The sequence below is a fragment of the Marinobacter sp. AC-23 genome (genome assembly GCF_001858325.1).
Lineage (GTDB): Bacteria > Pseudomonadota > Gammaproteobacteria > Pseudomonadales > Oleiphilaceae > Marinobacter.
On record NZ_MBPP01000089.1, the window covers coordinates 26939 to 40914 of the forward strand.

Annotated in this window: 8 protein-coding genes and 3 pseudogenes; all 11 read right to left on the bottom strand. The window is 57.0% G+C overall.

Features of this window, described 5'->3' with window-relative positions:
* Nucleotides 1-13: 13 nt before the first annotated feature.
* Nucleotides 14-685 carry a type VI secretion system-associated protein VasI gene (gene vasI, locus BCA33_RS19170; protein ID WP_071268348.1) on the bottom strand — a complete coding sequence of 224 codons (672 nt, stop codon included), beginning with the start codon at nucleotides 683-685 and terminating at the stop codon, nucleotides 14-16.
* A pseudogene (locus BCA33_RS19175) lies at nucleotides 682-2252 on the bottom strand (sigma 54-interacting transcriptional regulator). The gene vasI and the pseudogene BCA33_RS19175 overlap by 4 nt, the downstream one beginning before the upstream one ends.
* 183 nt (nucleotides 2253-2435) lie before the next feature.
* Nucleotides 2436-5089, bottom strand: a pseudogene (tssH, locus tag BCA33_RS19180) (type VI secretion system ATPase TssH).
* Between the two features lie 10 nt (nucleotides 5090-5099).
* Nucleotides 5100-5927 (bottom strand): type IVB secretion system protein IcmH/DotU, encoded by an 828-nt coding sequence (gene icmH, locus BCA33_RS19185; RefSeq protein WP_071268350.1) that lies wholly within the window; start codon nucleotides 5925-5927, stop codon nucleotides 5100-5102.
* 3 nt (nucleotides 5928-5930) lie between these two features.
* Nucleotides 5931-7265: a type VI secretion system baseplate subunit TssK gene (gene tssK / locus BCA33_RS19190; RefSeq protein WP_071268352.1), complete on the bottom strand. Its 1335-nt coding sequence runs from the start codon at nucleotides 7263-7265 to the stop codon at nucleotides 5931-5933.
* Nucleotides 7265-7810, bottom strand: a complete 546-nt coding sequence (tssJ, locus tag BCA33_RS19195) for a type VI secretion system lipoprotein TssJ (RefSeq protein ID WP_071268354.1) — start codon at nucleotides 7808-7810, stop codon at nucleotides 7265-7267. Before tssJ ends, tssK begins: the two co-directional genes overlap by 1 nt.
* Nucleotides 7807-9144, bottom strand: a complete 1338-nt coding sequence (tagH, locus tag BCA33_RS19200; RefSeq protein ID WP_071268356.1) for a type VI secretion system-associated FHA domain protein TagH — start codon at nucleotides 9142-9144, stop codon at nucleotides 7807-7809. The genes tssJ and tagH overlap by 4 nt, the downstream gene beginning before the upstream one ends.
* Nucleotides 9145-9163: 19 nt before the next feature.
* Nucleotides 9164-10180 (bottom strand): type VI secretion system baseplate subunit TssG, encoded by a 1017-nt coding sequence (gene tssG, locus BCA33_RS19205; RefSeq protein ID WP_071268358.1) that lies wholly within the window; start codon nucleotides 10178-10180, stop codon nucleotides 9164-9166.
* Nucleotides 10144-11916 carry a type VI secretion system baseplate subunit TssF gene (tssF, locus tag BCA33_RS19210; RefSeq protein ID WP_071268360.1) on the bottom strand — a complete coding sequence of 591 codons (1773 nt, stop codon included), beginning with the start codon at nucleotides 11914-11916 and terminating at the stop codon, nucleotides 10144-10146. Before tssF ends, tssG begins: the two co-directional genes overlap by 37 nt.
* Before the next feature lie 145 nt (nucleotides 11917-12061).
* On the bottom strand, nucleotides 12062-12409 hold the full coding sequence (tssE, locus tag BCA33_RS19215) for a type VI secretion system baseplate subunit TssE (protein WP_368087279.1): 348 nt from the start codon (nucleotides 12407-12409) through the stop codon (nucleotides 12062-12064).
* Between the two features lie 84 nt (nucleotides 12410-12493).
* Nucleotides 12494-13973: pseudogene (gene tssC / locus BCA33_RS19220) on the bottom strand (type VI secretion system contractile sheath large subunit).
* Nucleotides 13974-13976: the final 3 nt, after the last annotated feature.

Sequence of the window (13976 nt, forward strand, 5' to 3'; positions counted from 1 at the left end):
TTTCGCGGCCCAGCTACCAGCCGCAGCTCTCGCGCAGAGGGCGAATGGCCTCCTCAAAGTCCGTCAAATCGAACAACAGGCCATCGATACGGCTGTTTTCCGAGTACACACGAACATCTGTTTTCGACCCTATTTGCTTAACCGTTCGAATAGCGGGCAGGCCGCGCCCGACACTGAGCACGTAGCCGTTATCACGCACTCTCCAAGCGCTCTGGCCCATCTGTTCTGTGGCTCCAAGCCCAAGGTTTACCCGTTCTGCATCCAGTGGTTTTGGCAACATAAGGGTAAGCTCGGTGATGTTGTTGTGGCACTGCAGGGCAAGTAAAGGCCGCGGCGGCTGTGCCCCCAACGCAGGCACTGTGACCAGAAGGCCAGCGACCTGCCCAGTGTTGCGATAACCAACACCACCGGCGCCGGGATCCGCCTCCGCCTGCGCATAGGCCTCACGCCAGCGCCTGGAGCGCTTTATATTGCGCAAGCTATCGCCTGGCTCGATACCGACCTCTGGCTCTGCCAGAGGGGTGCCAAAAATCTCATCAAAACACGCCAACCGTTCCAGTCGCTGGGTTTCGCCGGTGCACTGGCGGGCCTCTTCCAGTAATCCTGCCTGTGCCGGCATACACAAAGCCGCAAGGGTCAACGCTCCCAGTGTTTGAACAAAAAAATTGGCGTGCAGATATCTCATGCTTCAGCTACCTGATACTTCAGACACTTGTGGGCGAGGGTGCGTTTTGGCAAACCGAGGCTCTCGGCGGCTTGAGCACGGTTGCCGCCATATTGACGCAGGCGGTCTCGGATAATGGCGGCTTCAAACGCCTGGGCCGCCGCTTTAAGATCGCGGATATCATCCGTGCCCGGCACGGCGGTCACCTCTGAGCCATATGACTCGCCATCACAATTTTGGGTGCTGCACGGATCTGCGAACAGGTCTGTAAGCCTGAGCACTTCCGGCTGGATATCGTCTCCACCGGGGGTCTGCAAGCAGGCCAGCTCTATGATGTTGCGCAACTCCCGGGCATTGCCCGGAAAATCATAGGTTGCGAGCGCGCGCAGGGCGTGGCTGCTGATGCCCAAAGGGCCGCTGCCTTCACGTTCGGTGTACAGGCGAATAAAATGACGGCTGAGGGATTCAAGATCGTCCAGGCGTTCGCGCAGTGGTGTAACCTGCAGCGGAAACTGGCTCAGGCGGTAGAACAGATCCCGGCGAAAGCTGCCGTTTTCGATGCTCTGACGCAGTGCTGATGGGTGGCAGCTACCAGGCGAAAGTCGGAATGCTGCTCCTTTTGCGCGCCAAGGGGCCGGAACTGGCGACTTTCCAGCACTCGAAGCAGCTTGGACTGCAACGCCATGGGCATGTCGCCGATTTCATCCAGAAAAAGTGTGCCTCCATTTGCCTGAGCCAAAAGCCCTTCTTTGGCTTGGTCGGCGCCGGAAAACGCGCCTTTGGTGTGGCCGAAGAGTTCGCTCTCCAGCAGACTGTCTGGGATGGCGGCGCAGTTGACCACTACCATGGGGCCATTAGCGCGATCTGATAATTCGTGAATGCCTCTGGCAACCACGTCTTTGCCGCAACCAGTTTCGCCCTGAACCAGCACCGACAATTGGCTACCAGCGGCCCGAACGATTTGGGCGCGCAGCTTGGTCATGGCTTCTGAGGGGCCAACGAGTGTTCGAGCCAGGGTTTCGCAGCGCTTACGGACAGTTTCGGCATCGTGCAGGTTGTCTAAAGAGCGTTTGAGTAGGCGGCGCTGCCACACTTGATCACGGCTTTGTAGTTGTGCGATCCATTGATGCGTAAGCAGTTGCAGAAGTCCGCAATACAGGGGTTGGGCGGTTATGCCACTCCAGTCGGATTCGTCGCTACAGAGTACGAGTATGCCGAGGGTTCTGCCGTCGTCGCCGCGCAGGGGTTCGAGCCACAAGGATTTAGGACGGTTGCTGGCTTCTATCAGGCTCTGAAAACCTGGGTGGTCGAGGCGGTAGCTGGCGGCGCGGGTGAGTTCGCGGGCTTTGCCGGTTTGCAGCAGGTGGGCGAAGGGGTGGCTGAAGTCGCCGCAGTCGAATTCGCCGGGTTCGGGCAGGTCGCTGCAGTGCAGTGTGCGGCCACTGAGGTCAAGTTCGAGTGCCCAACAGCGGGTTAAGCCGAAGGTGCTTCCCAGCTGTGTTGTGGCGGTTTTCAGCAAATCCGGCAAGGTGGTTTGGCGCGTCAGTGCGACTGCCAGCTCAATGCCGGTGTGCAGTTCCATCTGCATCCGTCCCATTTCTCTTTCCCTTATGTTCCTGTTATCCGGTTCTGTACTGACCCGGTCGCACAGCGTGGGGTTGAGCTTTCCAAAACACGCCGTGAATACGTCCCTGCAGGCTCCGCTTCGCCATCCATGGCTACGCAGGGTTTTGGAAAGCTCAACCCCACGCTGCGCTAGATCACAGTTACTCTATGCTACGGTGCCTGAAAACCTGTTTTCGGAAACGCCCAGAGTTACTTGCTTAACCGGCTCTTTCGCCGCCAGTTTCTCCAGCAGCGCCAGCGAGATCGGCGGCAGTAATTCGCCCTCAATGATCGATTCCAGCAAGCGCGCACCGTTTTCGCTTCTTGTTGCGCGGCTGCGGATCGCTTCTACCAGGCCGTCTTCCATCACCACTTCGGTGTGGTAACGGTCGCGGATTTGCTGGGCCAGGCGTTCGAGTTTGTCGCCGACGATGCGGTTGAGGGTGTCTTCGCCCAGTGCAGGTAAGGCACCACTTCCATCCGGGCCAGCAGGGCTGGTTTGAAGAAGTCGGCCAGTTCAGGGTACAGGGCTTCTTCGATGTTCTCCGGCTGTTCGGCATGGTGGACGATGGTCTGGTAGCCGAGGTTGGAGGTCAGGAAGAAGACGATGTTTTTGCAGTCGATCAACCGGCCTTCGCCGTCTGCCAGTTCGCCTTTATCGAAGGCTTGGTAGAACAGGTTGAGGACTTCCGGGTGGGCTTTTTCTACTTCGTCCAGGAGTACCACGGAATAGGGTTTCTGGCGGATGGCTTCGGTGAGGATGCCGCCTTCACCATAACCGACATAGCCGGGTGGTGAACCGATCAAGCGGGAAACGGTGTGCTTTTCCTGATACTCGGACATGTTGATGGTAGTGAGGAACTGGCGGCCGCCGTAGAGCAGTTCGGCCAGTTGTACCACGGTTTCGGTTTTGCCCACGCCGCTAGGGCCCACCAGTAGGAAGGCGCCCATGGGGCGGCCGGGGCGGCGGAGGTCTGCCCGGGCGGTGAGCAGGTGTTGGTGCAGGCAGTCGATGGCGGTGTCCTGGCCTTTGATGTGGGCTTGCAGGTACGCCGGCAAGTGGGTGATTTTTTTCAGTTCGTCGGTGGTCATGCTGTTCACGGGGATGCCCGTCCAATCGGCGATGACTTCGGCAACCTGGCGGGCATCTACCCGGGCGTGCACCAGAGGTTCGTCGGCTTGCAATTCAGCGAGCTCCTGCTCGATGGCCGCCGCTTCGTTTTGCAGGCTGGGGCGCACTTCAAGGTCAGCCTGTTCGGGCATTGTTTCGGTATCGGCTTCGTCTTTTGCAATGGCCTCCTGAACGTCCGCCGGGTTGAGCAGTTGTTCGCGGATTTCCACCAGACGGGCGACCATGTCGCGCTGGGTGTTCCAGCTTTCTTCCAGCTCTGCTGCTTCTTCGTTCAGTTCGGCAATGCGTTGTTCCAGCTCGATTTCCCGGGCGGCGTCAACGGTCTGACCGAGGGTATGTTCACGATTCAGCAGCTCCTGCTCCATGGCGAGCTGGTGCCGTTCGCTGCGCGCGTGGCTGAGCTTGCGCGGTGGCGTGCTCAGGTTGAGGCTGACTCGGGCGCAGGCAGTGTCCAATACGTCGATGGCTTTATCCGGTAGCTGCCGGCCCGCCAGGTAGCGCGCAGACATTTCGGAGGCAGCTTTCAGGGCGCTGTCGGCGATGAGTACCTGATGGGCTTTTTCATACACGGTGCGCAGGCCACGAAGAATGTGCACAGCCTGTGCCGGGCTGGGCTCGTCCAGGGCGACTGGCTGGAAGCGACGGCTGAGGGCCGGGTCTTTTTCGAAGTACTTTTTGTATTCGCGCCAGGTTGTGGCGGCGATGGTGCGCAACTCGCCACGGGCCAAAGCGGGCTTGAGCAGGTTGGCGGCGTCGGACCCGCCTTCATTGTTGCCGGCGCCGATCAGTGTGTGGGCTTCGTCGATGAACAGAATGATGGGTGTGGCTGAGCCTTTCACCGCTTCTATCACGCCTTTCAGGCGTTTTTCGAACTCACCTTTTACCGAGGCACCGGCCTGCAATGCACCCATGTCGAGGGTCCAGAGCTCTACCTTTTGCAGGCGCTCCGGCACTTCGGCGTTAACGATGCGCAGGGCGAGACCCTCCACAATCGCACTTTTGCCCACACCCGCATCACCTACCACGATGGGATTGTTCTTGCGCCGGCGGCAGAGGATATCAATCATCTGATCGATTTCAGCATCACGGCACACCACCGGGTCCAGCTTTCCGGCACGGGCCAGCGCGGTAAAATCGGTAGCGTAGCGTTTGAGCGGATCCATATCCGCCTCGGCCTGGGGTGCACCTGTTTCGCCCTGCGCCATTTTCGGGCGTTCGGCGGAACCGGCGGTCATGGTGTCAAACTGACGGCGCAGGTGCTCCCGGTTAATATCCCGGAGTTGCTGGCTAACCTGTGGCATGAGGTAGCGGTCGGCGTTCATCAACAAGGCCAGGAATACAGCGCCGGAGCGCAAATCCTGATGCCCCAGCTCGGTGGAAGCCAGCAGCCAGGCGTCCTGCAGCAGGTCGATCAGCAGCGGTGAAAAAGATGGATACGGCTCTGCGGTCTGCAGTTCTCCGTTCAGGCTTTCACCAACAACCGGCTGAAACTCTTGATGGTTAATTCCGGCCTGCTCCAGAATCTGGCGCACGTCAGAAAATGGCGTTTCCAGTAATTTGAACAACAGGTGGGCCGGGGTGATTTCTGCTCCCTGGCGGCTGATACACAGGGCCGCAGAGGCTTCCAGCCCATTGCGGCAAATATCGTTGAGGCGCCCGATAAGCGCCGGCAGTTCTACCCGAATCACAGTGATATCCTTATTTCGGTAGTTGTTCCAATACGCTGAGCACATCCATGATGCGTTCTTCCAGCGCTATGTTGTAAAGGCTGTATATGCCCACCATGGCCGCTGCAAACAACCCGGCAATGCCCCACAGCGGCAAACCGCTTCGTAACCGGTTGCGGGCTGGTGTTACGTTGATCTGGGCGTCTGTCAGAGGCTCGGGGCCCTGGTCTTCCCTGAGCGACTGAAGTTGCTCATGAAGCCCACGCAGAATCTGCTCGTACTCATCGCGGCCGTTTTCCATCACTTTGTAACGGCCTTCAAAGCCCAGGCACAGACACAGGTAGATAAACGCCAGCATGTCCTTGTAGCGCGCCGGCTCCTGCTCCATGCGCGCGAGGATGGCGAATACTTTCTCGCCGCCCCAGGTTTCGTTGTGAAAGCGCGACAACAATGAGTGCTGGGACCAAACGCTGTGGGCGCCCCAATCCGTGCCCAGCACCGCTTCATCAATGAAGGCGCAAAGCACGTAACGATAAGCCACTACCGTAGGGCGTTCGTAGCCTTGCTCGACCAGCTCCCGATCAATGGCGGCCACCTCGTCCACAACCTGCTGGTAAAGGCTTTCAACCGCTCCAAAATCCGCCAGCCGGCGAATCCGGATCACCAGCCCAAGCAAAGGCGTGGCTGCATCGGTCAGGCGATTGTCTTCCAGCCCTCTGAGGTGGAACTGATCATTGCCAAAGTCGCGGCCCGAGGTGCCGTCTTGGGGCTGTTCTTCGGCAAACAACAGATCACTGAATGCACTGCCGCCGGAATGCCTGCTGCCTTCGGGTAAATCCATTACCGGTGCATCTGTCATAATTTAGCTCCTGATCGCCCAGAACTGCATTTCCAGACCTGGGAAGCTGCCCGCCACGTGGAAGGCAAAGCCGCTGGCGTTGTCCAGCATTTGCCAGGCCTGGCTTTGATCGTCCAGCCGGAAATACACAAACCCGGCGTGATATGGCAACTGGCGCGGCGCCACTGGCAGAGCAGACAACGGAATGCCTGGAAGCTGCAGGCTGATGAGGTCGCGAATTTTCTCCACGGAGGCCACCTTGCACTGCTGGGTGAACTGCTTGCGCAGATCGTCCAGAGGCATGTCGGCTTTGACCGCCAGAATGAACTCGGCACCTTGAATCAGCTGGCCGTCCTGAACCGGCGCTACCGTCAAACCGTACTGGCGCTGTTGCAGCTGAATAGCCAGAGCTCGCGGCTCCAGTACCGTGCTGAGAGATTGCCGCAAGACCTGCATCAATGGCGTAAAGCAATCTTCAGGCAGGTCGTGATCGTAGGCTGGATATTCCCGCGGTAGACGGCCTTCGTCGGTAAAAGTCACCAGCTCGCCGCAAAGCTCCAAAAGGGCCTCGAACAAACGCTCCGGGTGCAGTTGGCGCAATCGGGCCAGGTGCATAAACCTCGGGTGTGCCCGATTGAGCATCTGCAGCAACATGAAATCTGCCACATCCGCAACGCCGCCCTGCCCTGGCGCGCCCACGCGTTCCGCAATATTACGTGCACGTTCACGCATTAAGCCTGCCATTTCACCGACAAAACGCTGTAACCTGGGCGCCGACCGAACGCTAAGCATGGTGGGCATAAAGTTCGGATCCATCACCAAACTGCCATCAGGGCGTTTTTCCAGAATCCGGCCAATGGCCAGTGCCGCATAGGCGCTACGATCATCCCGCTCCAACATCAGGCGCGGCGCAACACGGGCCACGTCGATGGTGTGAGCATCTCCATCAATGGAATGCAGATCCCGAATTTCTGTGCTTTGAGCCCGGAACCTTCCGGCCACCGGCGCATCCGGCCACTCCACTTCCGTCAAGCTGTCGCTGCCCAGAGGCAGGGCCAAATAGACAACCTGGTTGGCCACCGATGCATCCGCGATTTCCAGGGGCTCTGGCATCACATCGTCTTGGGGCAGATTAAAACGGGTGCCATCGGGAAACAGGCCGCTGGCTCGCACCAACCCAACTCGCCCAAAGCTCAGGTATTCCGCGTTTAGCTCCAGATCGCTGAAACCGTACAAGTAATCGGAAACCGCAAGGGACCGTTCATTTATCTGGTGCTCCAGATACCGCTGCTGCTGCTGGAAGTGCTGGGGTTTGATAAACAGGCCATCACTCCAGACAACTCGATTTGTAACGGCCATCAGGTTTCTTCCGACCGTTTGAGTTGCACTTCTCTATCTCTCAAATTAACCAGAAGATGGTACCGGCCACCGATAGGATCCACCCGAACCACCTTTTTCCACTGGGACATATTGGGGTAAGCGTAGAACGCAATCACACCAATAAACCGGGTGTCTTTGCTAATCTCAAACGGTTCAACAAACTTAAACTGGTTAGGTACCAATGTGTAATCACTGTGATCAATGTAATTACGGCCCAATGAATCCTCTAGATTGTTCAACAGCTGATCGAAATCTCCTGCCATCAGTAACGAGCTGTCGCGCATTTCAATAATCTGAAAGGCAATCGGCGTAGGGGCCAAGGACTCGTTCGGATTCACACCTGGCTCGGCAACCATGGTCAGATCCACCCGGCTGGGAAGATCTTCGGCATACCCCACAGGAATATCCGGATCCCAAAGCACTTTTGCGGTTTTAGTCACGGCATTATAGGGCGTGCTGCATCCCGCAAGCACAAACACCATCGCCAGTCCCGTCGTCAGCAAATTCCATTTGCAGGTTTTCACAGCAGATTCTCCCTTTGTAGTTGACGCAAATGCTGGTCGTAAGCCTGGTCGAACACTTCCTGAAACAGGCGTTCAAATCCCTGCTGACGACTCGATTTTAATTCTCGGTAATAGTGCTGGTACATATCCCAGGCCCAGAGACCTTCATCTTCATTCTGCTGCAGGCCACGACGGTAGCCATGAAAGCGGCGCAGCAGAGCTTCTGGGGAAAACGCATGAAGAATGGCTTCCAACGCTTCGCTAATGGCTTCGCGAGTTGCCCGCTGGTGGTGATTCAGACTTTGCAGGCTTTCCTGCACGGCGGCAGGCGCCGACAAATGCACCGGGCTGCGCTGGCTGGCAAACAAGGTTTGCACGGTTTCTTCGTAATCCCCGCCAAGACGCAAGGGATTGTCTTCAATAGGCTGCAACCGTGTGCGCAGCGCCTGATGCCGGCTATCTTCGCTCTGGTGCAGAGTCAGCAACCCTTCTATCGCCGCTTTTAGCGTCTGCCCGGCCTCCTCCAAAAACAACTGCATGCCATCGCTGTCAGCAAAGTTGAGCCCTGCCTCCATACCCTGCATCAAAGGGGTAGCACTGACATGTTTGCGACTTTGATCGCCCTGGTGGCGGCTCTTCTCACCTGGGCCCTGATCCGGTGCGCCCGTATTAGTGTGTGACATCCAGCCCCTCTCTCCTTTTCTTACCGGAAGGCCCATCGCCACGTCGCGATTTTCCCGGTATTCATCCGTTACATCGGTTTCAGCCGCAAACCAGGCTCGCTCGCTTGCCATGAGCGTGCGCTCATCATGGCCGGCACTGGCAGGCTCATCCTGCCAGTGCAACATGGGATCCGTGCTTACGGTTTTTGCAGTCGCCGGCGCCAGTCCTTCCAGGGGTTCGGATACGTGCATGTCGCTCTCTCGCCGGGCCCCTCGGGTCAGCTCGCCCTCTGCTACATCCACCAACCTTCTATCCTCAGCAGCCTCCCGGTGCTCCAGCTCCTGATCGGCAGGCACGTCTGACAGTTCCGCCCGAATGCGGAAGCGACCGATACTAACCGTATCGCCCTGGTTCAGCCGTGCCCGACGGCCACGGCCCACAGGCTGGGTCGCGCTGTTAATGTAGGTTCGGCCGCTGCGATCAATCAGGCAAAAGCCACCATCAAGGAGCCGGATTTCCGCGTGCCCCGGAACAGCGCCCGTGCGATGCGCCGATAGCTGCCAGGTATCACTCTCGGCTGTGCCTATGGAACCACCTTGAGGGCCAAAACTGTGCTCAATGCCAGCCCCACTGCGGGTGGCGCCGGGGTTGGTTACCGTCAGCTTCAGTTTGGTTACCTGCCGCTCGTCCATGATTACGTTCCTTTTTCTGTTAACGGCGTATCTGAATCCGCACGGCTGGTCGGCGCTTGGATTTTTCGGGTGTCACAAAAGAATTCCAGCCCAACCGCACATCCTCCCCCAGTTGCATCGGGCGGATATCCTGTGCTCGCATCTGCAACTCCAGGTCGTAGGCCAGTTGTTCTCGGGTGGCGAATTCCACCAGCTTCACCAAGCGTTGGTGATCCTGCCCATTGGGCAGAAAATCCGCAAAGCGCTGGCGGCTCAGGTTTCGAATTCGCAAAATGAACTTGCCGCTGCGGTCGCGAACCTGGGAACCAACCAGTGTGTCGTTTCCCAGCGTGGCATTACTCTGGCCAAGGCGTGTTTGTTGATCTTCACCGATGGCCACCTTGCGTAAAACCCACTGTTCAATGCTGACATCGTCCAGATCGAAGCAGTGGCCCACAATGCCACTGACCACTTCAGGAGAACGGCTGCGGCCCGCCATCAGCCCGGAATACGCTAGCATTTTTGACCAGTTAACCGGTGTGGCTTCCCGTAACCGGCTGTCACCCAGACCGATAAGGGCGTAGATCAGATTGGAAAACCCATCCGACGCGCCAGGGCGAAAACGCACGTAGTAGCGGTATTTGCGCCACGAGCGATGAAACAGGGTGACCAGTCGGTGATTGAAGAAGTCCAGAAAGTGCCGGCGTATCCCAAGATCCTGACCGGCTTCCCAGGCCAGATCCTCAAGGTAGTACCCTGGCAACGGCGACTGAGAACCGTGCAAGCCCAGAAAGCTCACTTCCATCTGGTAGGGCCCGTGTTCGTGCTCCGGCGACAAGGCTGAGATCACATCACTGCCAGGAAACCCCAGCCCCGCCGACGATGAAAAACGGATGCGCGCCTGGTTTGGCTGGTCGCCCCGACCGCCCTCCAGATCATCGCCATGGTGTCGGTGAATCAAGTCCACCAGCTGAAAAAAACTGTATCGCCGCGCATTGCCCAGAACGGGTTGCAGGCCGGCTACATCAGCGGCTGCTGACCTTGCTGTAACGTCCATGTATACCGTTCCTGGTTGTCTGTGTTCACCACTTCCAGTTGGTGAAATGCGTTGATACTGGCATAAAGTGCGAAGAACTGGCTGAGTACGGTACCGAACAGGTACAAATCGCCTTCCGACGCAAAAGCCTGCTGGTCCAGTTTCATCACCGAACGAATCCCCCGTACCGGCAGCCCGCGAACCATCTTGTCTACCGGGTTGGTTTCGATCGCACTGATACCGGCAAGCCGCTTCTGGGATACTCGCTCCGCTTGGCGGTCCACCAGTGCCCGAAAGTCATACACCCGCAACACGGTGCGCAGTGCATCCACATCCAGCATTGAGAGATAATTCAACGATAGATTGGAAATCAGTGTCCACAAAAGGCTGCCATCAAGGGTCGGCCTCAGCGTAGCGGTGGGTCGGGTGATGTTGCTAAACGAGGCAAATGCCGGCGTAGTTTCCGTGGCCATACACACTTCCCCGACCGCCAGCTGCTGGGGCAATTGCCGATTGGTACAGGTCAGCGTCAGCGAAATCGCTTCCTGGCGATCCATGCACTCAGACTCATCACCACGAACAAACGACATATAGTGATCAAAACCGTCGCCCCGCACGCTGTCCCTGGCCCGAACCCGGTAATACAACGCGGTGCGACCGCGATCCCGCTCAACCTCGTGTTGGAAACTCTCGAACGCCGTATAAATCCGACGCTCGCCTCGCCCCGAACGGCCTTCAAGCCAGCCTTCAACCTGTTCAATGCTGAACACTTCAAAATGATCTGGCGACCGGCTGGAGGCCAGAATCCGATACTCGGTCTGGCGCCCGTTTAGATCAACCGGCTCGCCCTCGTGGATAAACAAATTCACTGCCGGCGTGCAGTAAAGCTGCATATTCTCTGGCCGAACCCGTGCATCTGGCGGCAGAATCCGGCTGAAATGAAAACGCAGACTGATTTCATCTGCCTGTACTGCAGGCAGGCGATTGCCAAGGCCGGTGATATCCACAAACCGGAACGCCTCTGGAAAACTCAGGTATTCCTGCAGAATCCGATACCCTGGGTAAGCGTTCTTGGGATAAGGCAAAAGGGCCTCATCAGTGGCAAACCCGACTGGCTTCAGAAGCGACGTTGGTAAGTTATAAACCGATTCCCCAACAACCAGCTCCATGCGGCTGAGGTAGTGGTTTAGCCATAAATAAAGTGTTTCAGCTGTGTGATTATCCCCGCCCAGATAAAAGCGCAGATTATCCAGCCCAAGAGCGCTCAACGGTTGGTCTGTGTGCAGCGCCAGATCCACGGTCATCGACGAAACTTCACGTGAATGCTCCGCATGAGCATTTGCCACACTGATTGGAAAAACATCCACCGCTCGGCAGGTTCGAAACCGACATTGAGTTTGCTTGGTGGCATCCCCAAGTGGACGGCTCTTGATCTCGGTATACCGATCAACCCGCTGCCGTTCACTAATCGCATGCAATTGCGGATCAAAGCGCATAATGGTGCAGCTCGGAACCGGGCGAAGATAGTTCGGCCACAACATATTCAGCAGAGAATGCGTCAACTCCGGGAACTCGTCTTCCACCTTTTCCCGAAGCTTTCCTGTCAAAAAAGCAAAGCCTTCCAGCAACCGTTCCACGTCTGGATCTGTGCTTTGTTCTGACAAGAACCGGGTTAGCTGCGGATGGGCATCCGCGAACTCTCGCCCCTGCAATCGTAGGAAGCTTAGCTCGTCCCTGTAAAATCGGTTTAACTTCATACAACTACTGCATCCTTGGGAGTATGAGACGGTCGGTATACTTTTCTTCCGGGAAAAAACAACTCGCTGCGCTCAGACATTTTTTTCCCTGCAGAAAAGCATCCTTACCGGCTCCTGCCATCCTTGGTGTTCGCTGATCGTTTCGTTACGTCACTCGGTAGTAACGTTTGTCATCCAGTAATAGATCTATCGTTGTTTTGTCGTCTTTTGCGCCTGCGTTCAGGTATACCGTTACCTGGAAACGCAGTTGCAAAGGATCTGGGCCTTGCGGCAAGGCGACTACATCAACCCGCTTTACTCTCGGTTCGTACCTCTCAATACACTGCCGGATCGCACTTCGGATCTGGATACTCAGATCGTGGGTGCCAAGGGTCGCGTCGTTGAAATCCAGCAACCCCAATTCCGGTACGCAAGCACTGTTGCCGGGATGGGCATTGAGCAGACGCACGAGGTGGCGTTTGATGGAATCCACCACATGGGTCACTTCACCCATGCTTTGCCCGGCAGGAGCGGCAGCCTGCTCCAATCGTTCGAACAGGCTGCCTCCCATCTTTTGTGGGTTACCACTGAGCACGGGTTAATCCTTGTCCAGGCGGCCCACAAGCGACAGCTCGAAGTTTGCGCCCATGTATTTGAAGTGCGGGCGCACGGCCAGGGATACCTGGTACCAGCCGGATCGCCTTCTACATCAGAAACCGTTACCTGAGCTGCGCGCAGAGGTCGACGGCTACGTACTTCAGCTGGTGGGTTTTCCTGGTCAGCTACGTACTGGCGAATCCAGGTGTTTAGCTCGCGCTCAAGATCCTGACGCTCTTTCCAGGAACCAATCTGCTCGCGCTGCAGCACCTTGATGTAGTGGGCCAAGCGGTTAACGATCATCATATAGGGCAGCTGGGTGCCCAACTTGTAGTTTGTCTCCGCTTCTTTGCCTTCCTTGGTGTTCGGGAACTGCTTGGGCTTTTGCACGGAGTTGGCGGAGAAGAAGGCGGCGTTGTCACTGCCCTTACGCATGGTTAGCGAGATAAAGCCTTCGTCGGCCATTTCGTATTCGCGACGGTCGGTGATCAACACTTCGGTGGGAATTTTGGCTTCCAGCTGGCCGAACGAGTCGAACAGGTGAACCGGCAGGTCTTCCACCGCACCACCGCTTTGCGGACCGATGATATTCGGGCACCAACGGTACTTGGCAAAGCTTTCAGTCAATCGTGTGGCTAAAAGGTAGGCGGTGTTGCCCCATAAGTAATGTTCGTGGTCGCCGGAGACCTCTTCTTTGTAGTTGAAGCTACTGACCGGGTTTTCAGTCGGGTCGTAGGGAACTCGCAGCAAGAAGCGTGGCGAGGCCAGGCCCAGATAACGGGCGTCTTCAGACTCCCGCAGTGAACGCCACTTGGCGTACTTGGGGCCTTCGAAAACAGCTTTCAGTTCTTTGATAGCTGGCAGTTCCTGGTAGCTGTCTACGCCAAAAAAAGATGGCGCAACAGAGGACAGAAAGGGGGCGTGTGCCATGGCACCAACAGAGGATACATACTGCAGCAGCTTCATATCCGGAGTGGATGGTGTGAACGCGTAATTGCCCACAACAGCACCTACTGGTTCACCACCAAACTGGCCATACTCCGTAGAATAAATATGCTTGTAAAAACCGGTCTGGGTAACGTCGGGAGCAAACTCGAAGTCTTCCAGCAGTTCGGTTTTAGTGGCGTGCAGGATATCCACTTTGATGTTCTCGCGGAAATCGGTGCGATCGACCATCAATTTCAGTCCGCGCCAGGATGATTCCAGCTCCTGCAACTTTGGCGCGTGCAGGATTTCATCCATTTGGGCACTGATCTTGCGATCCAGTTCGACCACCATCTGGTCAACCAGTGCCTTGTTGACCGGCTGGCCTTTTTCTTCGCTTTTCAGCAGGTTGGCGATAAACGTTGCCACGCCTTTGCGGGCAACATCGTAGCCTCGTCGGCCGGTGCCATACGGCTGTTGGCCATAACCTGATCGAGCAACGAGCCTTCCGTTACGGATTCAGAGGCAACAGTTTGCTGCGCAGTAGTATCAGACATACC

Coding starts and splice junctions, on each gene's coding strand:
- vasI (WP_071268348.1), bottom strand. CDS start 685: ATGAGATATCTGCACGCCAATTTTTTTGTTCAAACACTGGGAGCGTTG.
- icmH (WP_071268350.1), bottom strand. CDS start 5,927: ATGACAGATGCACCGGTAATGGATTTACCCGAAGGCAGCAGGCATTCC.
- tssK (WP_071268352.1), bottom strand. CDS start 7,265: ATGGCCGTTACAAATCGAGTTGTCTGGAGTGATGGCCTGTTTATCAAA.
- tagH (WP_071268356.1), bottom strand. CDS start 9,144: ATGGACGAGCGGCAGGTAACCAAACTGAAGCTGACGGTAACCAACCCC.
- tssG (WP_071268358.1), bottom strand. CDS start 10,180: ATGGACGTTACAGCAAGGTCAGCAGCCGCTGATGTAGCCGGCCTGCAA.
- tssF (WP_071268360.1), bottom strand. CDS start 11,916: ATGAAGTTAAACCGATTTTACAGGGACGAGCTAAGCTTCCTACGATTG.
- tssE (WP_368087279.1), bottom strand. CDS start 12,409: ATGGGTGAAGTGACCCATGTGGTGGATTCCATCAAACGCCACCTCGTG.